Annotated in this window: 18 protein-coding genes and 1 riboswitch; of the genes, 14 read left to right on the top strand and 4 right to left on the bottom strand. The window is 37.5% G+C overall.

The window, feature by feature from the left end:
- Positions 1–142: 142 nt before the first annotated feature.
- The 7 genes from MHH87_RS08835 to MHH87_RS08805 all read left to right on the top strand — a co-directional run bounded on the left by MHH87_RS08835 (position 143) and on the right by MHH87_RS08805 (position 5,960).
- Entirely contained in the window at positions 143–1,024 is an 882-nt protein-coding gene (locus tag MHH87_RS08835; protein ID WP_340748946.1) for a tyrosine-type recombinase/integrase, read from the top strand.
- 454 nt (positions 1,025–1,478) lie between these two features.
- A riboswitch (guanidine-I (ykkC/yxkD leader) is annotated at positions 1,479–1,576 on the top strand.
- Positions 1,577–1,630: 54 nt separating this feature from the next.
- Entirely contained in the window at positions 1,631–1,966 is a 336-nt protein-coding gene (locus MHH87_RS08830) for a DMT family transporter (protein WP_340748945.1), read from the top strand.
- Position 1,967: 1 nt separating this feature from the next.
- On the top strand, positions 1,968–2,282 hold the full coding sequence (locus MHH87_RS08825; RefSeq protein ID WP_340748944.1) for a DMT family transporter: 315 nt from the start codon (positions 1,968–1,970) through the stop codon (positions 2,280–2,282).
- 291 nt (positions 2,283–2,573) lie between these two features.
- Positions 2,574–3,527, top strand: coding sequence for a tyrosine recombinase XerC (locus MHH87_RS08820; RefSeq protein WP_340748943.1), 954 nt, complete (start codon positions 2,574–2,576; stop codon positions 3,525–3,527).
- A 160-nt stretch (positions 3,528–3,687) separates the two neighbouring features.
- The gene (locus MHH87_RS08815) at positions 3,688–3,843 is read left to right on the top strand and encodes a transcriptional regulator (protein ID WP_340748942.1); all 156 of its coding nucleotides are present in this window, start codon (positions 3,688–3,690) and stop codon (positions 3,841–3,843) included.
- A 1-nt stretch (position 3,844) separates the two neighbouring features.
- Complete coding sequence (locus MHH87_RS08810) at positions 3,845–4,012, top strand: transcriptional regulator (protein WP_340748941.1); 168 nt, start codon at positions 3,845–3,847, stop codon at positions 4,010–4,012.
- A 235-nt stretch (positions 4,013–4,247) separates the two neighbouring features.
- Positions 4,248–5,960: a putative bifunctional diguanylate cyclase/phosphodiesterase gene (locus MHH87_RS08805; RefSeq protein WP_340748940.1), complete on the top strand. Its 1,713-nt coding sequence runs from the start codon at positions 4,248–4,250 to the stop codon at positions 5,958–5,960.
- Between the two features lie 36 nt (positions 5,961–5,996).
- Here the strand turns inward: MHH87_RS08805 and MHH87_RS08800 are convergent, their stop codons facing one another.
- Complete coding sequence (locus tag MHH87_RS08800; protein ID WP_340748939.1) at positions 5,997–7,376, bottom strand: nucleoside-diphosphate sugar epimerase; 1,380 nt, start codon at positions 7,374–7,376, stop codon at positions 5,997–5,999.
- Between the two features lie 289 nt (positions 7,377–7,665).
- Between MHH87_RS08800 and MHH87_RS08795 the strand changes: the two genes are divergently transcribed.
- Together MHH87_RS08795 and MHH87_RS08790 are read left to right on the top strand one after the other, a co-directional pair.
- Positions 7,666–10,836, top strand: coding sequence for an ATP-binding cassette domain-containing protein (locus MHH87_RS08795; protein WP_340748938.1), 3,171 nt, complete (start codon positions 7,666–7,668; stop codon positions 10,834–10,836).
- A 528-nt stretch (positions 10,837–11,364) separates the two neighbouring features.
- On the top strand, positions 11,365–11,742 hold the full coding sequence (locus tag MHH87_RS08790; protein WP_340748937.1) for an rRNA methyltransferase: 378 nt from the start codon (positions 11,365–11,367) through the stop codon (positions 11,740–11,742).
- A 252-nt stretch (positions 11,743–11,994) separates the two neighbouring features.
- Here MHH87_RS08790 and MHH87_RS08785 read toward each other — a convergent pair whose 3' ends face one another.
- Positions 11,995–12,513, bottom strand: a complete 519-nt coding sequence (locus MHH87_RS08785; RefSeq protein WP_340748936.1) for a GNAT family N-acetyltransferase — start codon at positions 12,511–12,513, stop codon at positions 11,995–11,997.
- 820 nt (positions 12,514–13,333) lie between these two features.
- Here MHH87_RS08785 and MHH87_RS08780 point away from each other — a divergent pair.
- From MHH87_RS08780 to MHH87_RS08760, 5 genes are all read left to right on the top strand, one after another.
- Positions 13,334–13,678 carry a DUF485 domain-containing protein gene (locus tag MHH87_RS08780; protein ID WP_340748935.1) on the top strand — a complete coding sequence of 115 codons (345 nt, stop codon included), beginning with the start codon at positions 13,334–13,336 and terminating at the stop codon, positions 13,676–13,678.
- Positions 13,675–15,225: a solute symporter family protein gene (locus MHH87_RS08775; RefSeq protein WP_340748934.1), complete on the top strand. Its 1,551-nt coding sequence runs from the start codon at positions 13,675–13,677 to the stop codon at positions 15,223–15,225. Before MHH87_RS08780 ends, MHH87_RS08775 begins: the two co-directional genes overlap by 4 nt.
- A 454-nt stretch (positions 15,226–15,679) precedes the next feature.
- Positions 15,680–16,006, top strand: a complete 327-nt coding sequence (locus MHH87_RS08770) for a DUF485 domain-containing protein (RefSeq protein WP_340748933.1) — start codon at positions 15,680–15,682, stop codon at positions 16,004–16,006.
- Entirely contained in the window at positions 16,003–17,547 is a 1,545-nt protein-coding gene (locus MHH87_RS08765) for a solute symporter family protein (protein WP_340748932.1), read from the top strand. Before MHH87_RS08770 ends, MHH87_RS08765 begins: the two co-directional genes overlap by 4 nt.
- Before the next feature lie 727 nt (positions 17,548–18,274).
- Complete coding sequence (locus MHH87_RS08760) at positions 18,275–18,709, top strand: hypothetical protein (protein ID WP_340748931.1); 435 nt, start codon at positions 18,275–18,277, stop codon at positions 18,707–18,709.
- A gap of 74 nt (positions 18,710–18,783) precedes the next feature.
- Here MHH87_RS08760 and MHH87_RS08755 read toward each other — a convergent pair whose 3' ends face one another.
- Both MHH87_RS08755 and parC read right to left on the bottom strand, forming a co-directional pair.
- Entirely contained in the window at positions 18,784–20,397 is a 1,614-nt protein-coding gene (locus tag MHH87_RS08755; protein WP_340748930.1) for an SWIM zinc finger family protein, read from the bottom strand.
- Between the two features lie 316 nt (positions 20,398–20,713).
- Entirely contained in the window at positions 20,714–23,140 is a 2,427-nt protein-coding gene (parC, locus tag MHH87_RS08750; protein ID WP_340748929.1) for a DNA topoisomerase IV subunit A, read from the bottom strand.
- Between the last annotated feature and the right edge of the window lie 2 nt (positions 23,141–23,142).

The following is a 23,142-nucleotide window of genomic DNA, read 5'->3' as shown; positions in this document are numbered from 1 at the left end:
TAAATCGAGTATTCTCCAATTTATGTTAGAGTATTCAATTGCGCATTATCCGACACTTATGTTATGCTAATTCAAACAGCACTCGCACGAAAATAATAATCGTAGCAGTGTCTGTCACGTATAGCTATAAGGAGAGTGTCCTATGACCGATTTTGCTGAATTAGTAGAGCATTTCCGCGTTCATTTAATGAATATTAATAAATCCTCACATACAATTAAGCAATACACAATTGACTGCCAGCAATTTGTTAAATATACAGAACAGCAAACCTACGATCTATTCCAAACACCCGTAGAGACTGTAACTGCATACCGAGCACATTTAATGGCGACGTTTAATGCTAAAACGAGTGTCAACCGAAAAATTGCTTCATTGCGCAGTTTTCTTCAATTTCTTCAACTTCGTGGTCATCATGTAAGTATCCCAGAAACATTATTACTGCCAGTAAAAACCGATAAAAGTCAGCTACAATTACTAACCGAGCAGCAGTTAAAAGAAGCGCTCCAAGTTTGGAATCGGATATATGAACATGCACAAGAAGAAGAAATACGATGGATCGCGCTGCGTAATTCTGCAATTGTGCAAACAGTAAGCCAATTAGGGTTAAAGCCAGCAGAGGTCGTGCGAATGAAATGGAAACATATTGAGCATACGCAAATTCGTATTAAATCATCACGTTCGCACCGCTTACTACCCCTGCCATCTATGTTAAAGGATTTACTACATCAATATAAGAAAGAAACAATGGCTTTTCTACCAGCAGCCGAATTTACAGATTTTATGTGGCTAGGTGTTGGTAACAAACAAGGTGAGCCGATATCTGTAAAAACGATTGAACGTGTATTTAAATATATTTCAGAGCAGCTCGGCGTTAAAGTAACATGTACAAATGTGCGTTATACTTTAATTGACCGTGAAAATGTCGCTGAATCTGACGAAGATTTCGAGTTGTACAAACGATTAGGCTACGCACGAAAAGGCGTCTTAAAAGAGCGCCAAGATCGCATGCATGGAAGAAGTTAGTTCCTTTGGATCCAATGAATACTAGGGTATTTATATGAATAAAGGGAGGATTAAATTTATGACAATTACACTTATGGAAGCGTATATTATTGAAACGTTAAAAGCGCATCCGTATACATATGATGAAGTAGCCACACTATAAAAAGCCCGCAATACGGCAGCCTTTAATATGGACTATTATAGAAACGATTCGATATGTGCAATCATCGAACTGGACAATTACACGTAACGGAGCACAAATTTCTATTTTAAGATAGGAGAGGCTCATGGAAATTTTATTAATGTTTTTGCTTGTATTACTTATCGTGACATTTGTATTCAAACTATTACGCAAGTTCCTTAAGTTCTTGTTAATTGCCATAATTATTGTTTATATTTACTCGAACTTTATTGGTTGAAGCAGTGTAACTATATTTTGATAGCACTTTGTGATACAGTAGAAAGAAATTAAATAGTTGAAGTTTTCTAGGGTTCCGTAGCTTCTGCTAGCCTGGACCGAGAGAAAACGCATGCTACGTGCATGTAACACGGAAGGATAAAAGCCTGGGAGATAACTGTTCATACAGGGTCTCTTAGGCTTTTATTTGTTGTGAAGGAGGAAATAAAATGAATCGTATTTGGCTTATAGTAGTCATAGCAGCAGTATTTGAAGTAGGTTGGGTAATTGGGTTAAAGCATGCAGACTCAGTTTTAACATGGGGTTCAACGGTCATTGGCATCATTATTAGCTTCTGCGGTATGATTTATGCTAGTGGTAGGTTACCTGTGGGAACGGTTTATGCGGTATTTGTAGGGCTTGGTACAGCTGGCACGGTCATTACGGAAATGGTGTTCTTCCGCGAACCGTTTGATATCGTAAAAGTCGCACTTATTATAGTCTTACTAAGTGGTGTATTAGGGCTGAAGCTCATATCAAATTCAACAGAAAGTGAGGAGGACTAGAATGGCGTGGATTGCATTAATTGCTGCAGGGCTTTGTGAAATGTTAGGCGTTGTCATGATGAATGAAATGTACGCGAAACGAAGCTGGAAGCCAGTTGTCCTGCTTATTGTATTTTTCACCGCGAGTTTCGCATTATTAACAGTGGCGATGAAAACTTTACCGATGGGAACGGCCTATGCAATTTGGACAGGCATTGGCGCATCAGGTGGAGCGATTATTGGCATGCTCATTTACAAAGAGTCAAAGGACTGGAAGCGGATATTCTTTATCTTCCTCATCATTGTTTCGGTTATCGGATTAAAACTTATTTCTTAATTAACTAGTCACTTCTTATTAGAGGAGTGGCTTTTTTTATTTGAACTTTAAAAAAATGGAAGTTTTTTTCCTTATTTTTCACGTTTAATAAAACGCTCTTAGACGAAGTGAGATGGGTGTAGGTATGCAAAACGGAATTTCGATGCGTTTAAATGCGATTTTATGTTTAGGGAACATTTGTTCTTTAAATGGCCGAAAAAAGCCTGTTTTTTACGAAAAAATTTATAAACGTTCCCAAATATGAATTTGGGAACGTTATTTATGGTATTATTACCCTTAGAGGTGAGGGAAATGAAGCAAACGGCATTACCAAAAATTTTGAAGGACTTTTTGATCTATTTAACGACGATTACCGGGAAATCACAGCGTACCCGTAAAGAATACGAATATGACCTTGTACTATTCCTGCGTTTTATAAAAGGCGTACAAGAAGACGTACTACCAGCACAAATACATATGGTTGATATTTCGGACATAACAATTGATTGGGTTCGCGAGCTCTCACTTGAGGATTTATACTTATTTATGGAATACTGCGAGGTACAGCGAAATAACTCGGCGGCAGCACGTGCTCGTAAAGTAGCTACATTGAAGGCTTTTTTTAAATATTTAAAGGGGAAGCGTCGTTTAATAGAAGAAAACCCAGCAGAGGAGTTAGAATCGCCAAAAATCGGGAAACGTACACCGATTTACTTGAATATGGACGAAGCGAAGGCATTTCTTACGGCGATTCAGGAGCAGCATTACTCAACGCGGGACTACTGTATGATGGTGTTTTTTTTGAACCTCGGCATCCGGGTATCAGAGCTATGTTCACTAAACAATAACTCGGTTCAGGGGCGTAATTTGACGGTTATAGGGAAGGGGAATAAGGAGCGCACTGTGTATTTAAATGACGCCTGTTTAGCCGCGCTAGAACGCTATTTAACTGAGCGTCATGCTTTTAAAGGAAGCGGTCCGGAGCCACTCTTTGTCTCTCAAAAAGGGGCACGTTTTGCCCGCCAAACGGTTGCAAAAATCGTCAAGCAAATCAATGCACAGTCCGAGCATAAAAAGGATAAACTTACCCCACATAAGCTACGCCATACATCTGCAACAATGATGTATAAGGCGGGTGCGGATATTCGTAGTTTGCAGCATATTTTAGGGCACTCCAGTGTTGCTACGACGCAAATTTATACTCATATAGAAGATGAGCAGATTCAAGAAGTACTGAAAAATAACCCGTTTAATAATATAATATGATTATGTAAACTAAAAGAGTGGACTCAATTTCCTGATGAGTCCACTCTTTTAAATTTATAAATTTTTCAGATAATTTATTGACACTTCAACCATTCTGTACTATATTAAATACAAGAAACATATTCTGTTATAGTACAAAAAAAGAAATGAGGTAATTCATTTGACAATGTATCGTGAAGGTTATGAAGTATATTTATCAAAATGCGAGCAGTTTGGGTTAGAGCCGATCAATTTCCGCTATTATGTAATCCAACTCTCACAAGAACAGTTAAATGCTTATAATGAGCAAGCATATACAATGAAGGGAGGTAACTAATATGTCTGATTATCGAAGTGGCTATGAATACTATAGAAAAGCTTGTGAGGAACATGGTCTTGAACCAATCAATTTCCACTATTTCATCTTGAACTTATCACACGAACAGCTTGATACGTACAATGAGCGTGCACAGCAGAAAAGAGGAAGAAATGAATTCGCCAGCTAATAGCGATGTCCGGTAACAACCTTGCATACAGTCACTGTATGTAAGGTTGTTTTTAATTTGTGGCTAAAAATAATGTATTTTCTAAATAGTAGCAATGTTTTATTTTATTTATCATTGAATTGTATCATTGTGAAGCATTATAATTAGACAAATAAGTATAATTTACTAACGATACCTTTTATTGCATTGTCAATTAAGGTTTAACAATAAAAATTCGTTGAAGGGAAGAGGTTAAATGCAGCAAGGAAGTAATACAAAAGTACTTGAATCTATGGATTTCTCAGTTGTCCAGCTACAAGATATTAAAGCTGCTCTGGACCAAACTTCGATTGTTGCCGTAACGGATCGTAAAGGCACTATTACACTTGTGAATGATCAGTTTTGTGAAATTTCCAAGTATACTAGAACTGAACTCGTTGGACAAGATCACCGCATATTAAATTCGGGTTTCCATCCGAAATCTTTTTTCAGAGAAATGTGGAGAACGATTGGAAACGGTCAAACATGGCATGGAGAAATTTGTAATCGAGCGAAAGATGGGTCATTATATTGGGTTAAAACAACAATTGTACCTTTCTTAGATGAGTTAGGACAGCCGTACCAATATATTTCTATTCGTACCGATATTACAGCTCAAAAAAATATTAAAAAGATTGCTCATATCGCATACCATGATGATTTAACCGGCTTACCGAACCGTCGTAATTTAACGAAGCGCATTGAAAATGAAATTACGAACTGTGCGCGGACAGGCAGTAAATTTGCGTTATTTTTCTTTGATGTAAACCGGTTTAAAAATATTAACGATGGTCTTGGTCATAAAGTAGGGGATCTTTTCCTAAAAGAAATTGCCCGACGTCTAAATGAAATCGACGTTAAAGTCGAATCATTTTACCGTTTAAACGGTGACGAATTCGTGTATGTGCTAGAGGACATTTCGCTTGTAGAAGAAATGGCGGAACGTATTATTAATGTGTTCAAAAATAGCTTTACGTTTTATGATTACGAGTTTTATGCAAGCATTAGCTTAGGGATTAGCATATATCCAGATCATGGACAGACATTATCCAAAATGCTGAGGACTGCAGATATTGCGATGTATGCAGCCAAAAATAAAAAAGGCAATTACTACTATGTTTACAAGGAAAATATGCGCGGTACGAACGATCGTTGGTTACTCCTTGAAACAAAATTACACAAAGCGTTACGCAATGATACCTTTGAAATTCATTATCAGCCAAAAATTGATATTAAAACAGGTCGTATGGAAGGGATAGAAGCACTTCTTCGTTGGTATGACGAAGAGCTTGGCCAAATGCCTCCAGATCAATTCATTCCGTTTGCTGAAAAGTGTGGACTTATTTCTGAAATTGGTGTGTGGGTATTACGCAATGCCTCATTGCAAATAAAAGAATGGCATGACACATACGGCGTTGATTTTCGTGTTGCGGTGAACATTTCGCCTATTCATATCGCGGAGTCTGACTTTGTACAACAACTACAAGCCATCATTGACGAAACTAATGTTAATCCACATCAATTAGAAATCGAAATTACTGAAATGAGCATGCTCGATTATAATGAAGAACTGATTTTCAAAATTAAAGAGATTAAGAAGATGGGCATTACGATTGCTCTTGACGATTTTGGTACAGGGTATTCATCGTTAAGCTATTTAAGAGAGTTCCCGGTGGATGCGTTAAAAATCGATCGTACATTTATCAAAAATATCAATAAAGACGAATCAGGCGTTGCTATGGTAGCGGCAATTATTTCGCTTGCACACGCACTGAACTTGGTTGTTATAGCTGAAGGGGTCGAACAAGAGGAAGAATTGGCTATACTGAAAGAACATAATTGCGAGTACGTACAGGGCTATTATTTTAGTAAGCCGTTAAACGTTGCAGATCTTACAAAAAAAATTGAAGAGCAACTTAATAACAAATAAAAAAGAGCGCTTCTCATCCGTGAGAGGCGCTTTTACTTATTCTTCTAACAAATGCTGAAGGATTTCAAACTCCGCTTCATCAATACAGTCCATATATTTATACAATAGGGTAAGATCTACTACGAGCTGATCTTTATACGTTAAATACAAATGTTCCGTTAAATGACATAAAATTAATGGAACGGGTTGCTGATGATTAAATTGATGCATATGCTCCATGAGAAAATCTTCAGATAATACACAGCGAGTGTTAAAACCGAGTGCTTTAAAATCAATCCATTTCATATGAGCTGTTAAAAAATCCTCCGTTAAATACGGATTATATTGACAAATCAAATGCCAATTTAAATTTTTCCGATAACGGTGCAGCCAGTGAGGTTCAGCAATCGCCCCAAATAACTTCCTTTGAATGGCTGTGAACGCCTCAAATTTACTATCCATCTCTTTATTCGTCGGATTTTTAAACCCATCACGATCAAACAACTTACATGCCATTGAAGGGATGCCTTTAATCAAATGTTCGCTCCCATACCATTTATTGGCCCCCCGCTCATATTCGAAAAATAGAAAGTCAATATCCTCTTCCTCATCACTTTCAGGCAAGTAGACGAACTCATATTGATCGTAAAATAAGTCATCTTCAATGAAGTCTTCTAATTTCCCTTTAAAATCGTCGTGAATCGGTTTTTTATGCAACTGGAGTTGTTCTATCATATAACGTTTAAAAGATGCTGAAAGACGCGCTAGCACCGGACGATTAAATTGTAAGGCCATAAAATCAACTTTATCTAGATGCTCAATCAAATACTTTTCCGATAAATTCGAATTAATAAAGCAAATAAATGAGAAGTCAATGTATGGAAGATACGGTTCTAAGTCATTGGGATGCAATTTTGCTGCATGAAAGCGCCATTTTAAATAATTCTCAACAAACGCGCGGTCGTAAGCACTATAGCGGCTTACTACAGAATCGCTAATGTCGTCAGTTTTTTCAAAGTAAGCATGGTTGCCAAAATCCTTTGCGTTAAAATGCTCAGGAAAAGCGAGTGTTTCCAGCTGCTTTTTCGGATTGAACGTTTTCTTTTGACGTATTGACGTAGGGAAGCTATAAGAGCCAACCGAACCACGCTGCTCGAGTAGAATAAAGGCAAGTTCCTGGCGTTGGTCACGTGTTAAGCGGGTATGCGTCGGAAATTTCACGGATGCAAAATACATCACATTTGCCATATCATAAAAGAACTTATAATCGCCATCAGGTGTATATTCCGCTTGCGATGTATTTTTTCGCCAATATAAGAGCGCACCATGAATCGGCTCGTAATTAGAAAAAGTAATATTGGCAATGGAAAAGATATTATGTGATAACGATTCATCATAAACAACTTTTATAAATTCGATTTTTTTTATTTTTAGCATAATCTACCTCCATAGGTCTATTATATACTGTTAGACGCAATGAAGTAGGGGAAAGCGTCAGCATTTTCAAAAATTTTACGCTGCGAATTGACAACTGACTAGGCAATTTGACCTTAACTTTACGTATTTACTTCATTTAACGTAAGGGACGTTTTTTCTGCACCTGTGCATCGCGGCAGTTCATAGCAATAAACTAAACAAGTACACCTGAAACAAGTAACACAACAAATTCATTTGTAGATTCACTAACATGGCAATACTATAATTAGTGAGTGGAGAGGAGATCGCTATGAAAATAAATCAATTAATTGCGAACAATATTAACAAATTAGATGCAGTACTACCAGGAGAGGAATCGTTAGGAATTGCTGGTTTGTCTGGATCTGGTAAAACAACTTTTTGTCTAACTATTGGGGAAGAATCTAAGAAGCGTCTCGTTTCCTTATTGCCAAAAGCTGAATATCAGTATTTATTTCCTACTATTATGGAAACCAATTTTAGTGCCATCAAGATGGAAGAAATGCCTCTTGTACTTTTTCTAGGAAGGTCATCAATTTCTTCCAATCCACGTTCAACAATGGGTACACATACGGGCGTGTTTACTGAGATACGTGTAACTCTTGCAGAAAAATATAATCTTTCTCCGGAAGTTTTTTCGTTTAATAATGAATTAGGTTGGTGTCCAGCTTGTAAAGGTCGCGGAACTACTAAAAATATCGAATGTCCTAAGTGTAAGGGGAAGCGCTATAATCAAGAAGCCGGGCAATATATGATTGAATTATTTGATAAACCACAGAATATTTCCGATATTAACGACTTATGCATTGAGACCATTTTTTCACTAGCAGACGTTTTAAATATTAGTGAAGCTAAACAACATATTCTTAAAAATATCATCAATATGAATATTGGTTACTTAACTTTAAATCGCATTATGGGAACATTGTCAGGTGGAGAATTAACACGACTTTATTTGGCAGAATTCATGGCAACAAGTGAAAATACGGTCATTATAATTGATGAAATCTCCGTGGGGCTAGATCACCAAACGTTATTAGGAATTTTAGAACAGATTCAACAATTGGGCTATAAAAATCAAATTTGGCTTATTGACCATTCTGACACGGTGCTCGACACAACGAATGAGCAATTGTTCTTTGGGCCTGGTAGTGGTAAATACGGCGGGAAAATTGTTGAAGAATCACCACGTCCAAAACCAATTACTTGGGAACGAAATCGGGCTATACCCACAGAATACTATCAATTTCAGGATCTTTACTGTCGTAATATTCAAATGGCTGAGATACAGATTCCCCAAAATAGAATTGTCACTTTTACGGGGGAGTCTGGATGTGGAAAATCGACACTTGTCAATGAGTGTATGGCCAAAGATTTTCTGAAGCGCTATCCAAAAGATAAACTGGTCATGGTTGGGCAAGATCGGAACCAATCGATTACTAGTCGGTCAACTGTTGCGACTTTTCTTGATATTAAAAAGAAACTCACAAAATATAGTGAAGATATTGAAGATATTTTTCAGCGCTCGATTGAAGATATTATTGATGAACTGCCAAACGAAGACATCGCGCATAAACGTTTGAGCTTATTGATTAAACTTGGACTTGGGTATTTGACGTTGGAAAGAAAAACACAGTCCTTATCGACGGGTGAATTTCAATGTGTCCATTTAGTTTCAGAGCTGTTTGCCAACTCAAGAAACCCACATACGCTTTTTATTTTTGACGAGCCTTCAAAAGGTTTATCACAAAATATTTTAAATCAATTCATTGATAGCATCAGGGACATTCTGACGGATGAATCTGTCTCCATGATATTGATTGAACATAATGCTTATATGCTAGAAAACTCTGATTTTATCGTTGATTTTGGTAAAAGACAGCCTGTACCTGTGGAGCACCTTGATGTTGTCAGTCATAATGATTATTATCGCAGGCAAAACAGTGCAGCTACAGTTGCTCCATTGCAAATTTCTTCAACACTAAAGTCACAAAATGGAATTAACTATTTAAAAGAAAATCAAATTGCCTATTTTAATAATGCAGAAAACATCTATAAGGGCGGCATCTTAAAAAGCTTATCATCAATGGCTCGTTTAATTTATGGTGAATACGAATCGGATACAATTGCACCCGTCATCGCCATTGATCTGGAACGTCACTTGTATAGTCAATATAGTTTTCTCTATGAAATGGGCGGCTTGATCAACCATATAGTCGCGGCGCATCCAACCAATAAAGATACGTATAGCTTCGATTTCTATAATCAGCAAAACCATTGTCCATCCTGCTCGGGCCGCCAAGTGATTGAGAAATTTGATATAGATATTGTAATTCAGGACAAAACCGTGCCATTTTGGGATGGCTTACTTCATCCAGACGTGATGGAGGTTTTAAAATTCTATCAATATCCAAAATTGCAATTCCTCTTTGATGAGATTAAAAATGAGCTCGGGCAGGATATAAGTAAAAGTTACAATGACATGACGGAAGCAGAAAAACATACCTTTTTATATGGGTATTGGGAAAAGTCATTCTATGATAAAGCAGGCAAGGCGTCGAGGACTTGGGAAGGCTTTAATCTCCTCATTGGGCGCTATATATTTGTTTCGAAATCGATTATTAAAGAGCAAATCAAAGAATCCAAAGAAATGATTACTTGTCCAATCTGTCAAGGAACCGTACTGAATCATCATAAAAAGCTGAAATTTGGTGACACGGATATACGGGACATTATTCAACAGCCTCTTGATCAAGTGATGCAAACCGTTGGGAATTTACAGCTACTAGAAAAAATGAAGGCCATTGTCGGAGGCGCTATGGCTTTGACGGAAGATGTCTCCCTTTTGCCTCGGGAAACACAAGTCGCGCTGAAAATGCTTGAGCTGGAGCAGGCAAGCTTTGCCCACTATGAAGTGGTGTTACAAAATGTTCTGCCATTTTGGGACAGTATTAGCGGCAATATCGAATCCATCAGCCTTAATAATCGGGTCACAATCTGTGATTTTGATAATATCACCGAAACGAGAGAAACCATCATTGATAAGTATTTCACCAATGGGAAATACAAAAAACTGACGTATGTTTATGAAGTATTTGGTTACAAAAAATTAGTTACCCAAATTAATAAAATTAAAAAAAGCGAGCCATGTCCATTCTGTAAAGGAAAGAAAGTAATTTCGGAAGACGGGCTCCATGATGGCGTGTTTAAATTAACAATTCCTTGTGTAAGTTGTTATGCAAGTGGCATCAATGAGCATGGCCTTCGGGAGCTTGTTGAAGGGATACCAGTAAAAACATGGCTAACTGGCAAAGTAAGTGATGTAGTTGCTGAAAGCGTAACTATTGAGGCTGTTGCAGATATTCCAATTTTTATTCGTATTCGGGAGTTAAATAAACGAGATATGATGGCGGTTTACCAATGCCTTGAGCAAAATAATTAAATTAGAATACTTAAAGTAAGCCTTTTTTTTATAACCAAGCTAGATGGCGGCTAGTAATTAAAAACTCATTTGCAATAATCAATTGCAAATGAGTTTTTATGCTATTCTGAAGAGGAGCTGATTATTAACTAAGCATGCCAATCAAAGCAAAAGTTTATTGAGTGCTTTTAATCCAAAGTATAAAAGAATTATAGAAGCTATTACATTTATAAATGAAAAGAAAAATAAAAGGCTCATCACCAAAATACTGGGATAACAACTAGAGCAGGATGATTGTTGATTGGAGTGGCGGCTGGCGACTCCTAGGGGATTAGCGTTCTAGATGAGACCCTGGACTGAGCATAGCGAGGGAAGCGGCTCATCGAACGCCCCCTGGAAAGCGTCCAGCCAGAACGGAAATCAACCCCAAGTTATGGTGTTGAACCAAATACAATAAGGTTTTGAACTAATCAGACGTTAAGTAATAATAGGAATTTGCACCATGTCCCAATTTCAGATATTGTATAAGGAAGTGAAGGGGGCATATACATGTGGGTTTTACATAATGGCAAGCTTATTCATTCAAAAGATCAACAGAGACATCGATATAAAACACGTTTAAAACCAGAAGTGTTAGAGCATTTAAAAGAATTCGCCAAAGACAATGATACCGAAATAGGTTATGTAATTGAAAATGGCATAGAAAATTTATTGCAAGATCATACATTCACAGGTATTAAGCAACCTCGCTGCGCCAAGCAAGAGTTTCGAACAACGATGGATGCTGATTTATTCCAGCGCCTATCTAACCGATCAAAAGAATTAAGCATACCGATGAATCAAATGATTGAAGCGGCAATTAACCATATTGATATGGAGAGTATTAAAAGTAAAAAACACCGATATCGTATTGAAAAGTTAGATTAACATGAAATTTTTTAAATAAGAAAAGCTTATTGAAAAGACAAGGATGTGTTGTCTATGTACGTACAGTTCCAGCGTCGAAGTATAAAAGAGAAGGCGCTTCTCTTATTTTCCAAATAGGGACACGGTCATAATATATATTATAGGAAGTTAGGTCTCGCTCGAAAAGTATACTTTAAATAGTGAGACAGAAACGAAAAATGAGATAAAACCGTTCAATTTCAATGCATCAGATTTAAACGATTATGACTTTTCTTAATTTGTTTCTATTAAATGCACAAATACATGAACTTGCTGACCATCATGTTCAATTGTTTTCTCTAGCTGCATCCCATTGTTTTCTGCGATTTTAATGGAAGCTGCGTTATTAATTTGAATGACTGAAATAAATCTCTCAAGCTCCAGCTCCTCAATGGCATATTCTTTAAGTGCCTGCGCAGTTTCTGTTCCCAAACCTTGTTGCCAGCAATCTGGTGTGATCCAGTAGCCAAGCTCAATTTCAAAAGCATCATCAATAACTTGAGCGACAAGCCCTGCATGGCCAATTAGTTTGCCAGTTTGCCTATGAACTAGCTTATGTAGTCCAAACACGTCAAAGTTTTCATATTGCTCGAGCATTCGTTCTAGTAAGGCTTTTGCATATGTGGCGTCCTGCGCTGTTCCTGAACCGATATAGCGCATCACCTGTGGATCTGTCACTAGTCTCTCGATAAATGGTAAATCTTCTTTTGAATAACGTTGAAATTGTAATCGTTTTGTTTGTAATGGTAACATGCTATTGGCTCCTTTGCCGCGAATTATGTTAAAAAGTCTCAGAATGATAAAAATAGTAAAAATTTGATAGAGGTTGAGTAAAAACTCGGGTTTTTATTTGAAGCATAGCAGATAAATGATAAAAAACCATTTTCCCATGTACCCTCTTTTTAGTATCTTCTATTAAAAGAAGATACTAGTCAAGGTTTGTTCGGTTTACTAAAGGTAGATCAAGTACTACGATAGCGTTGAAAAATATGTGGTTTTATTCCTAATATCAGATAACTAAGTTTTAACTCTTTTGAAAATTGGCGATCTTTATTTATTTCGAAGATCATACCCGCTCGGACCTTCCTAAATGGACTCTAATGATCCCTATTCCCCACTCTTACCTGTAAATTAATAAATATTTTGCTCCAGACGAAAAAAAATGCAACTTTTCTAAAAAAATAAAATATAGCAAAAAAATATCATTTTATTACATGTTATATAACAATGTATCTAATTTCGGCTTTTAGGTGCTAAAATACTATTTTAGACTAGCGAAACATTATTTTGTATGAAATGTAACGAAAATACTTACCCATACATATTATTTGTTTTCCATGTTATTGAAATACTATTTCTCAATAAACCCTATCCTATTTTGGTGGATTTTTTTCTATTTAAAGCTTGGTAATTCTAAGTTTAGAGTATTAATACAATTCGGAATTTTACGTACTTTTCTGAATAATTTAGTATTGCATAATAAGGATTTCCCTCTTACAATAAGTTCTTGTAGCGGGGCGAAAGAGAAATAATCCGTTTAAAAAAGAATAATAATTCATTAGGGGGAATTGAAATGACGAATGTAGGTTTAACAGAAAAGCAAATTGTACAACCAATTGATTATGCTGCGATTGATCGTATGGATTCATTTAACAAGTTTGTTAAAAAGAAAAATACGTTTTTATTTAGTGTAGCCGCTTCATTTTTAACATTTTACATCTTTTTACCGATTTTAGCGTTTACTTCTGTATTACAACAGAAAGCAGTTGGCAGCATTACGTGGGTTTGGGTTTATGCATTGGCCCTTTTCATTATGACGATTGCGCTTTGTACGCTTTATACGAAAATGGCAGCGAAATTTGATAAGGAAGCGGCTGCAGTAATTGCCGAATATGAGAAAGCAGGTGCACGTGGATGAATTTAGTATCAGCAGGATTCTTTTTAGGGATAGTTGGTTTAACATTAATCGTTACATACATCGCAGCGAAGCAAACTTCTTCTGCGAGTGATTTCTATACAGCTGGTGGCGGTCTTAAGGGCTGGCAAAATGGCTTTGCGATTGCGGGAGATTACTTATCTGCAGCTGCATTCCTAGGCGTATCCGGGGCGATCGCTTTAACGGGCTTTGACGGGTTCTTCTTTTCGGTTGGTTATGTAGTAGCGAATTTAGTTCTTCTATATATAATTGCAGAACCTATGCGAAATCTTGGCCGCTATACTTTAGCAGATATGCTGACTTCGCGTTTCAATGAAAAACGTATCCGCGGGGTTGCCGCAACAGGAACGATTATTATTGTTATTTTATATATGATTGCACAGCTAGTAGGTGCAGGTGCATTAATTAAGCTTCTATTTGGTATTGATTACTGGATCGCTGTATTAATTGTCGGCGTAATGATGACGACATATGTATTATTTGGTGGGATGACTGCAACGAGTTGGGTACAAATTATTAAAGCAGGTTTATTATTATTTGGTACTACCCTACTTGCGTTTTTAGTGTTCCAAAAGTTCGACTTTAATTTAGTAACAATGTTTAATACGATTTCTGCAGATCACGGCGAAAAATATTTAGTGCCTGGCGTGAAATATACGTCAACAATTGATTCAGTGTCTATGATGATGGCATTGGTACTTGGTACATCAGGTTTACCACATATTTTAATGCGCTTCTTTACAGTTAAAGATGCAAAAACAGCACGTGCATCAATTTCTTGGACAACGTGGATTACTGCAATTTTCTTCTCATTAACAATTTTCCTAGGCTTTGGTGCAATGCATTTTGTTGGGATTGATGCAATTATTGCGGAAAATGCTGCAGGTAATACAGCTGCCCCACTGCTTGCAGAATTCCTTGGTGGAAACATTTTACTTTCATTTATTTGTGCAGTAGCCTTTGCAACGATTTTAGCGGTAGTATCTGGACTTGTATTAACAGGTGCATCTGCAATTTCGCATGATATTTACGGTGAAATTATGAAGGACGGCAAGTTAACAGAAAAGCAACAAGTGTTAGCTGCGCGTACAGGTTCGATCTCTATCGCTATTGTTTCTATTATCCTTGCGTTATTCGCGCAAAGTTTAAACGTATCATTCTTAGTATCATTTGCGTTCTGTATTGGAGCTTCCGCAAATTTACCGGTAATTCTATACACAATTTACTGGAAGAAGTTTAATTCGACAGGTGCCGTAGCTGCAATGGTGACAGGCTTAGTGTCATGCTTAGTATTAGGTGCAATGGGTCCAAACGTTTGGTCAACAACAGGTAATGCAATCTTTGTTGGAGAACCATTAGTGAAATTAGCCGTACCTGCAATTATTACGATTCCACTTGGTTTCATAGCAGGTTACTTAGGTTCGGTCTTAACAACGAATAAAGTATCTGCTGAAGAAGCAGAACGTGTTTATAAAGAAATTCGTGTAAAAGCAAATACGGGAATTTCTGTACAAGACGCTTCTCATTAATTAGAAAAAGAGTGCCTAAAAAGTCAGTAAAAAGACTTTTTAAGCACTCTTTTTTGTTACAAATTACTATTTCTCGTTACTAAGATTACTTTTTCAGGTATACCTTTTTCTATTAAAACGATTTTTTTGTGAAATATTTTACAAATTATTTAGAATTGTCAGAACTGTATTTTCTTTCTCGAAATTGCTTCTTTCTCGTTTGTCAATACCTGTATAAATGCAGGTATACCAACACTTTACAAGAGTTTCTCATTTAATCGAACGCATTATTATTCTAGTAAATGTGTCATTTTTTCTCGCTAAAACTTGTTTTACTAGAAACTTTTTTTGCATAATTTATCCAAAAACTATTGCAATTTTGTGAACGCTCTAATAGAATGAAAATTGTAAAATCCTTGAAACAGAATTTTACACACACTAAGCAGTAAATCTTATCACAAATGGGGGTATGTTTATGGGGAATAATCAAAAACCAAAAATTGATTATGACAAAATCGCAAGTCAAGAATCATTCAAAACACTAGCAAAACGTAAGAATGTATTTTTGTGGTCGTTAACGGTAGTATTCTTATCAGCGTATATGCTATTACCAGTTCTAACGTCTTTCACAACAATACTGCATGAAAAAGCGTACGGTGAAATTACTTGGGTATGGTTTTACGCAGCTGGGCTGTTCATTATGACTTGGAGTTTAGCGCATTTATATGTTGCGAAAGCGAACAGCTTCGACCGTGATGCAAAAGCGATTATCGCTGAATACGAAGGGGGTGCCTCAAAATGAGTATTGCAGCAATATTCTTCTTCGTTACTATCGTAGGGCTTACACTAGTTATTACTTGGTGGGCATCTAAAAAAACTTCATCTGCTAGTGACTTCTACACTGCTGGCGGTGGCTTAACAGGTTGGCAAAATGGGTTAGCGATTGCTGGTGACTATTTATCAGCCGCTTCATTCTTAGGTATCGCGGGTTCTGTCGCTCTATTCGGATTCGACGGATTCTTCTTCTCAATCGGTTATTTAGTAGCATACTTAGTGGTGTTATACATCATTGCTGAGCCACTACGTAATCTTGGTAAATTTACATTAGCTGATATGATCACAGCCCGCTTTAATAAATCAAAGGTTCGTGGTACAGCAGCACTTAGTACAATTACAATTGTTCTTTTCTACATGATTGCACAGCTAGTAGGTGCAGGTGCACTTATTCAATTACTTTTAGGCATTGATTATTGGGTAGCGGTATTATTAGTAGGTGTCATGATGACGATTTATGTATTATTCGGTGGTATGACAGCTACTTCTTGGGTACAAATCGTTAAAGCATGTCTATTAATGATTGGTACTATTATTATCTCATTCTTAGTATTATCAAAATTCGATTTTAGTATTTTAAAAATGTTCTCGCACATGACAACAGCTACTGATGCTGGTGCAGCGTATTTACAACCAGGCTTACTTTACACAAATGGTATTAACACGATTTCTGTGTTAATCGCTTTAGTACTTGGTACAGCTGGTCTTCCACATATTTTAATGCGTTTCTTCACTGTAAAAGATGCGCAAACAGCACGTTCATCTGTAATTTGGGCTACTTGGATTGTAGGTAGTTTCTATGTACTAACAATCTTCCTTGGATTCGGTGCTGCAGCATTCGTAGGTAAAGAAGCCATTGTGGCAGCGAACCCAGCCGGTAACATGGCTGCACCACTTTTAGCTGAAGCTTTAGGTGGCGACATCTTAATGTCATTCGTTTGTGCCGTGGCATTCGCAACAATTTTAGCAGTAGTAGCAGGTTTAGTTCTTTCTGGTGCATCTGCCCTTTCACATGATATTTACGGACAAATTGTTAAAAAAGGTAAAATTACAGAGAAAGAGCAAGTTCTGGCTGCTCGAATTGGATCTATCATAATCTCTGTAGTATCGATCCTTTTAGCATTAGGTGCACAAACGCTTAACGTTGCATTCTTAGTATCATTAGCATTCTGTATCGCTGCATCTGCAAACTTACCAGTACTCATTTACACAATTTACTGGAAACGTTTCAACTCAAATGGTGCTGTAACAGCAATGTTAACAGGTTTAATTTCAGCTTTAATCTTAGTAGCAGTTTCACCAAACGTGTGGAACCCAGTTGAAGGGAAAGCAATTTTCGTAGGTGATCCGTTAATTATGTTAACAAACCCAGCGTTAATTTCTGTACCACTTGGTTTCCTTGGTGGATTCATCGGTTCTCTACTTTCGAAAGAAACTGACGCTGCGAAATACCGTGAAGTTGAAGTTAAAGCTCAAACAGGTATTTCTGTTCAAGACGCTTCACACTAATATCTAAAAAAGCAATCACGCTTAATCATACCCGACAAGCGCTGGAGACTACCGACAAGTGTGCTTACACACGTAGGAGGACATCGAGCGACCTAGAGGGTGTCTAGACAAAAACTAGCTCCTAACTTCGGTTAGGGGCTTTTTTAATGGATAAGAAGTTTAACTTTCCCATCCATATAAATAAGGACATCTACTCACCCTATTTTGAGCAGTTGTGTCTTTCTAATTTGCCAGATGACGAAAAAGCATGCTGACGGCGCAAATAGTAGCCATCTAGCATGCTTGTTTTTATTGTAGTTTTTTATAGCGTCTCATATTCCAAAAGCCGATATCCTCAAAAACTAGCCTTTTATAGATCGCACCAGCCTGAGGATTATCGTAAAATAAGCATAATGAACGCCCTTCTTGTAAAAGCGCCCTACAAAGCTTCTCCCTGCATTTTTAAGGATAACCATCCACTTATACCCATCTCTAGTTATAACGGTCACAACGATTGTGGAAACGCTGATTTCGGCAGTTGTTAATACAGAGGACACTAACCCTCCCCCCTTTACGTTAAAAAGACGTGTTTCCAGCTTTATGTTGCTCTTGCGAATTTTTTATAGTTGTTTCATCGTGTTAATTCGAGTGGATTAATATTTTCTATTTAATGTTACAAAAATGCTAGTTAATTCAATAATTTAGATGATATGATAGGTAAAACTGTATTTCTTGAGGGGTGAGGTACATGTCATTTGGACAGCATGTTCGGGTATTTATTTGTGTTGTGATTATGGGTGTTTTAGTTGGTTTTGTTTTAAATGCTGAGGATGAAGTAACCGATAATGTATACATTCATGCGGTGAAGGATGGAATGCTTACAAACTATGAGGAAGTAAGAGTCGAAGAAGCATTTAATCAATATTTTACAAGTCCATATTGGTGCTACTATGAGGCAAGGTCGGGTGAACATGTCGTTGAACTATCAGGCGAAGCCATTTATAAAGGGGTGCAAGGAGAAACGTATTTACAATTTATTCTGAATGAAGATGCAACTGAGTTTCGTGTTGGTGCATTAAAGTTTAATGGGATCGTTCAGGACAAAGACGAGAAATGGCAACTCGTTGAAGCGGTTTATGCCGATTGGAGAAACAGACAAGTAGTCAAGCATTTGCCCTATTAACTGAGGGTACGAAGTTAAATTGAAAAAACCACCATAACGAATGCGTATGCCTAGTTGTGGTGGTAATAGGTGGTTTAAATATGTGCTAATTCGTCATGTAGTGCGGTACGACGTGGATAGCGTGTAGTAAACGTCTGTATTAACTGCGAGGTGCTTTCCTCATAACCGAGCGCCTTCAAGCTTGATAACGCCGCGCGAATTGTTTTGTAATGACTTCGGTTTGATGAAGTCTCTGCTAGGTCGAATATATGCGCCATAAACAGTCCTTCTACCTCCTGCACATAGAACGGCTGCAAAAACTGTCCAAACTTTACTATGCGTTCAGGCTGTTGATGACAATAAGAGAGCAGCTGACTCCAAAGATGCTCTTCCACAAGAATTGAAGAATAGAAATAAGGATAGTGATTCATTTCCTCATATGAATGCAGTAATTGTTCTAAAATAACTGCCCACTCTTCTGTATCATATAATCCTTTTAGTTCACGATAATAGGATTCATTACCTTTCACCGCTAATTCAAACGCAATTGCACGTTTGGCAATCGGGTTATTAAGATTATCGTGGATTTTATATGCATTTTCCATCCATGTTTGCTTTTTATAGGTGTTTGATGATGTACGTTCGATACCGTCTGCACAAAGCGCTAGTGCCTGCTCATACTGTTGTTTATCCATTGCATGTGTAATTAGGAGCGAACGCATAGAATCGTTTAAATCTGTTCGTTCATAATAGACCTGTTGCTCTTCTGGTGATCCAATCTCTAATGTTAACGTAAGGCTTAACGTCTCAACTAAATCCTCTGTATTCGGATATGTGGCTAGGCGTGTCAGCATTAACTTATAATAAGCTGCGCATTTTTCATAAACTGTGAGTGGTAGTGCCACATCGAATAAATCACTCTTAAGGATTTTTGATTTGTCGATGTTATCTTTGAAAATAGTTTCCTCGAAAAACTTTAAAAAGTTCATTGCCATTTGCTCGTCTTCTACTTCCTCGACAACTTCAACCATCATTAGGTAAATATCGCTCATTAGCTCATCGATTTGCCAATCATTACATAGCTCTGTTGTAAGAGCGGCAAAATAATAGCAATTTAAAAATAATGACAGCGCCTGCCCTTGTTGATTTGTTATTAAAGAATCTCTCGCCCAATCAATGACGATACTAACACCGTGAAATGCTTCATCAAATTCTTCTTCAAAAATATTTTCAAGGTCAAGATACGGTTGTAAATAACTTAAAATCATTTTGTTTGCCTGCTGCACAGTAGAAATGACGGCCTTTTTGTTCTTTGGAGTCAGCATTTGTTGAACCTGATTGTGTAGAAATGGGTTTTGTTCGACTAGTTTTTCAATGACTTGTAATAATTGTTCATTTGATAGCCCTTGAAGCAAAGACACCGAAAAATTAGGTAGGATAACAGTGTCGAGCTGATTGCGTATAGCGATGAATACAGCCACCTCATGTTTACAAGTAGGTCCATCAAACGGGCATGTACAAAAGAATTCATTAATTTCAGTTCCTTTTAGTTCGACAAACACTTGATAATCATCACTACCTGCAACAACCGCTCGCCAAGCATTCGATGCAATTTGGTGTAACTGCCTTACATTCCCCTGTTTGAAATAGTTCTTCCCACGGCTAATAAACGTTTTGGAAATATATTGTTCGAAATTATGTAAATCCATGAATTCACCTTCACTTTGGAAATTATTTTTTGTATGTTTATATTCCCCCATTGTACAAAAGCATTGCCTATCTGTCATATATTGAACAAAACAAAAGCGCTAAAACACCTGCTTAGCCCCGACAGCTGCTTGCGAGCCCGAAGCGAAAGTAAACGCTCCACCACTTTCGCCCGAGGGATCGAAGCGACCTCGAGGGGCTGGCGCTTTAGCCTAGACGTTTCATTTACTTTCTTTATATGTTATCTACATGGCGAAATTTTATAATTTCCTTAACGATAAAAAAACGTCCCAGAGTTTTTTCTCTGAGACGTTTAAATTAATTTTTCACGACAGTTACACGAACTAATGCCCCGTCATTTGCAGTATCGATTCGTAATGAACCATTTGAGTAGCGATCCGCTCGTGATAAGTTCATCACTTGCAATGTTTCTTGCACACCCTTTTCTGTTTCTAATAGAACTGTATTCGATACATGCACCACAACAATCGCAAAAATACGATGTGGGTTTGATTTTAATTCTTTTAATGTGACTACGCCGCGTTTTGCACGGGTTGTCAGATCAATTTCAGATACGTTCATGCGTTTTACTGCTCCACGCTGCGTCACAATGATGATGTCTTGTTCCCCGCCTGGCTGTAATACATTGACTGCGGCGAGTGTTTCATCCTCTTTTAGAATAATCCCTTTCACGCCGCCTGTTTTTACGCCTGTCACTGGTAGTTCTTCCAGTGGGAAACGAATGCTATAGCTTGTGTTTGTTGTAAGCAATAACTCTTGCTCAGGCGTTACCAGTGCCGTATAAATCATGGCATCTTCTATTTTCACGTTCATCGTTTTAATTGGTTTTGAATAACGCGTTACAGCATAATCAGTAAGTGGCGAACGTTTAATTTGTCCGTCTTTCGTTGCTGTGAAAACAAATACATTGTCTTGTTCAAACTTATCAACACCAATGACATTAATTATTTCTTCATTTGTCTCAAGTGGCACAATACTTGAAATATGCTGACCAAGATCTTTCCAACGAATATCAGGAAGTTCGTGAACAGGCTGATAAATGTAATTCCCGCGGTTCGTGAACAACAATAAATGATGTTGGGTATTTGAATGTTCCTCATACAGTAAGTAGTCCGACTCTTTCATCGCAAAGTCCTTACCATTCGAAGCATTGTGAGAACGAATACTTGTCCGTTTGACATAGCCATCCTTCGTTACGGTTACGATAACTTCTTCACTCGGAACTAACACATCTAGCGTAATTTTAATTTCTTCAATTTCCGCTTGAATGTCGGATGCTCGAGGTAATGAGAAACGCTTACGAATATCTAATAACTCGGTTTTAATCACTTTTATAAGCTTCGTTTCGCTATTTAAAATATCCGTTAGTTTCGCAACTAATGCATTTAGCTCATCTTGCTCTGCGACTAATTCTGTAATATCCGTATTTGTTAAACGATACAGTTGCAAGCTAACAATTGCCTCTGCTTGCACTTCTGTAAAATCATATTTCGTTTGAATATTTATTTTTGCATCACGTTTATCTTTAGAGCCGCGAATCGTTGCAATTACTTCATCTAAAATCGATAACGCTTTCATTAATCCTTCTACAATATGAAGACGGTCTTTCGCGCGTTTTAAGTCAAATTGCGATCGTTTCGTTACAATTTCCTTTTGATGATCGATATAAGCATCTAGCATCAGAGGAAGTGTCATCATCGTTGGGCGACGATTATGAATCGCAATCATATTAAAGTTATAGGCCACCTGTAAATCTGAAATTTTGAATAAGTAATTTAATATACCCTGTGCAGGAATATCTTTTTTCAACTCAACGACGATGCGCAGTCCAGTACGGTCTGATTCATCACGTAATTCAGAAATACCGTCTAATCGTCGGTCATTTACACGCTGCTCGTCGATTTTTCGAATTAAGTTCGCTTTGTTTACATCATACGGGATTTCCGTAATAACAATTTGTTCCTTATTACCTTTAATTGTTTCTATGGCTGCTCTTGAACGGATAATAATTTTACCTTTGCCTGTTTCATAAGCCTTCTTAATACCGTCAACGCCTTGAATAATGCCGCCAGTTGGGAAATCCGGTCCTTTAATAACGGTCATTAGCTCATCCACAGTACATTCTTTGTTATCTAAACGCATCAATACTGCGTCAAGTGCCTCTGTTAAGTTATGGGGTGGGATGTCGGTTGCATAGCCAGCTGAGATCCCTGTAGAACCATTTACTAGAAGGTTCGGGAAACGAGATGGTAATACAATCGGCTCCATGTCTTGGTCATCAAAGTTCGGAACAAAATCTACTGTTCCCTTATTAATGTCACGCAACATTTCCCCTGCAATGGCAGATAAACGTGCCTCAGTATAACGCATCGCTGCAGGAGGGTCACCATCGACGGAACCGTTATTCCCATGCATTTCGATCAGCATATGGCGAGATTTCCAGTCTTGACTCATACGGACCATTGCTTCATACACAGATGAATCACCATGTGGATGGAAGTTACCAATTACGTTACCGACAGTTTTGGCCGATTTACGGAACGGTTTTTCGTTAATATTGCCTTCATTAAACATGGCATACAAAATACGACGTTGTACTGGCTTCAATCCGTCACGTGTGTCTGGCAGTGCACGGTCTTGAATAATATATTTAGAATAGCGACCAAATCGGTCACCCATAACTTCTTCTAGTGGCAAATCTTGAAATTTCTCAATAAATGTCATGC

It is taken from the genome of Solibacillus sp. FSL H8-0538 (assembly GCF_038003525.1).
Classification (GTDB): domain Bacteria; phylum Bacillota; class Bacilli; order Bacillales_A; family Planococcaceae; genus JBBOPI01.
This window is presented reverse-complemented; position numbering and strand designations above follow the sequence as displayed.

Bases quoted from the DNA above. Each gene is read 5' to 3' on its own strand.
- MHH87_RS08835 (WP_340748946.1), top strand. From the start codon at position 143: ATGACCGATTTTGCTGAATTAGTAGAGCATTTCCGCGTTCATTTAATG.
- MHH87_RS08830 (WP_340748945.1), top strand. From the start codon at position 1,631: ATGAATCGTATTTGGCTTATAGTAGTCATAGCAGCAGTATTTGAAGTA.
- MHH87_RS08825 (WP_340748944.1), top strand. From the start codon at position 1,968: ATGGCGTGGATTGCATTAATTGCTGCAGGGCTTTGTGAAATGTTAGGC.
- MHH87_RS08820 (WP_340748943.1), top strand. From the start codon at position 2,574: ATGAAGCAAACGGCATTACCAAAAATTTTGAAGGACTTTTTGATCTAT.
- MHH87_RS08810 (WP_340748941.1), top strand. From the start codon at position 3,845: ATGTCTGATTATCGAAGTGGCTATGAATACTATAGAAAAGCTTGTGAG.
- MHH87_RS08805 (WP_340748940.1), top strand. From the start codon at position 4,248: ATGCAGCAAGGAAGTAATACAAAAGTACTTGAATCTATGGATTTCTCA.
- MHH87_RS08800 (WP_340748939.1), bottom strand. From the start codon at position 7,376: ATGCTAAAAATAAAAAAAATCGAATTTATAAAAGTTGTTTATGATGAA.
- MHH87_RS08795 (WP_340748938.1), top strand. From the start codon at position 7,666: ATGAAAATAAATCAATTAATTGCGAACAATATTAACAAATTAGATGCA.
- MHH87_RS08790 (WP_340748937.1), top strand. From the start codon at position 11,365: ATGTGGGTTTTACATAATGGCAAGCTTATTCATTCAAAAGATCAACAG.
- MHH87_RS08785 (WP_340748936.1), bottom strand. From the start codon at position 12,513: ATGTTACCATTACAAACAAAACGATTACAATTTCAACGTTATTCAAAA.
- MHH87_RS08780 (WP_340748935.1), top strand. From the start codon at position 13,334: ATGACGAATGTAGGTTTAACAGAAAAGCAAATTGTACAACCAATTGAT.
- MHH87_RS08775 (WP_340748934.1), top strand. From the start codon at position 13,675: ATGAATTTAGTATCAGCAGGATTCTTTTTAGGGATAGTTGGTTTAACA.
- MHH87_RS08770 (WP_340748933.1), top strand. From the start codon at position 15,680: ATGGGGAATAATCAAAAACCAAAAATTGATTATGACAAAATCGCAAGT.
- MHH87_RS08765 (WP_340748932.1), top strand. From the start codon at position 16,003: ATGAGTATTGCAGCAATATTCTTCTTCGTTACTATCGTAGGGCTTACA.
- MHH87_RS08760 (WP_340748931.1), top strand. From the start codon at position 18,275: ATGTCATTTGGACAGCATGTTCGGGTATTTATTTGTGTTGTGATTATG.
- MHH87_RS08755 (WP_340748930.1), bottom strand. From the start codon at position 20,397: ATGGATTTACATAATTTCGAACAATATATTTCCAAAACGTTTATTAGC.
- parC (WP_340748929.1), bottom strand. From the start codon at position 23,140: ATGACATTTATTGAGAAATTTCAAGATTTGCCACTAGAAGAAGTTATG.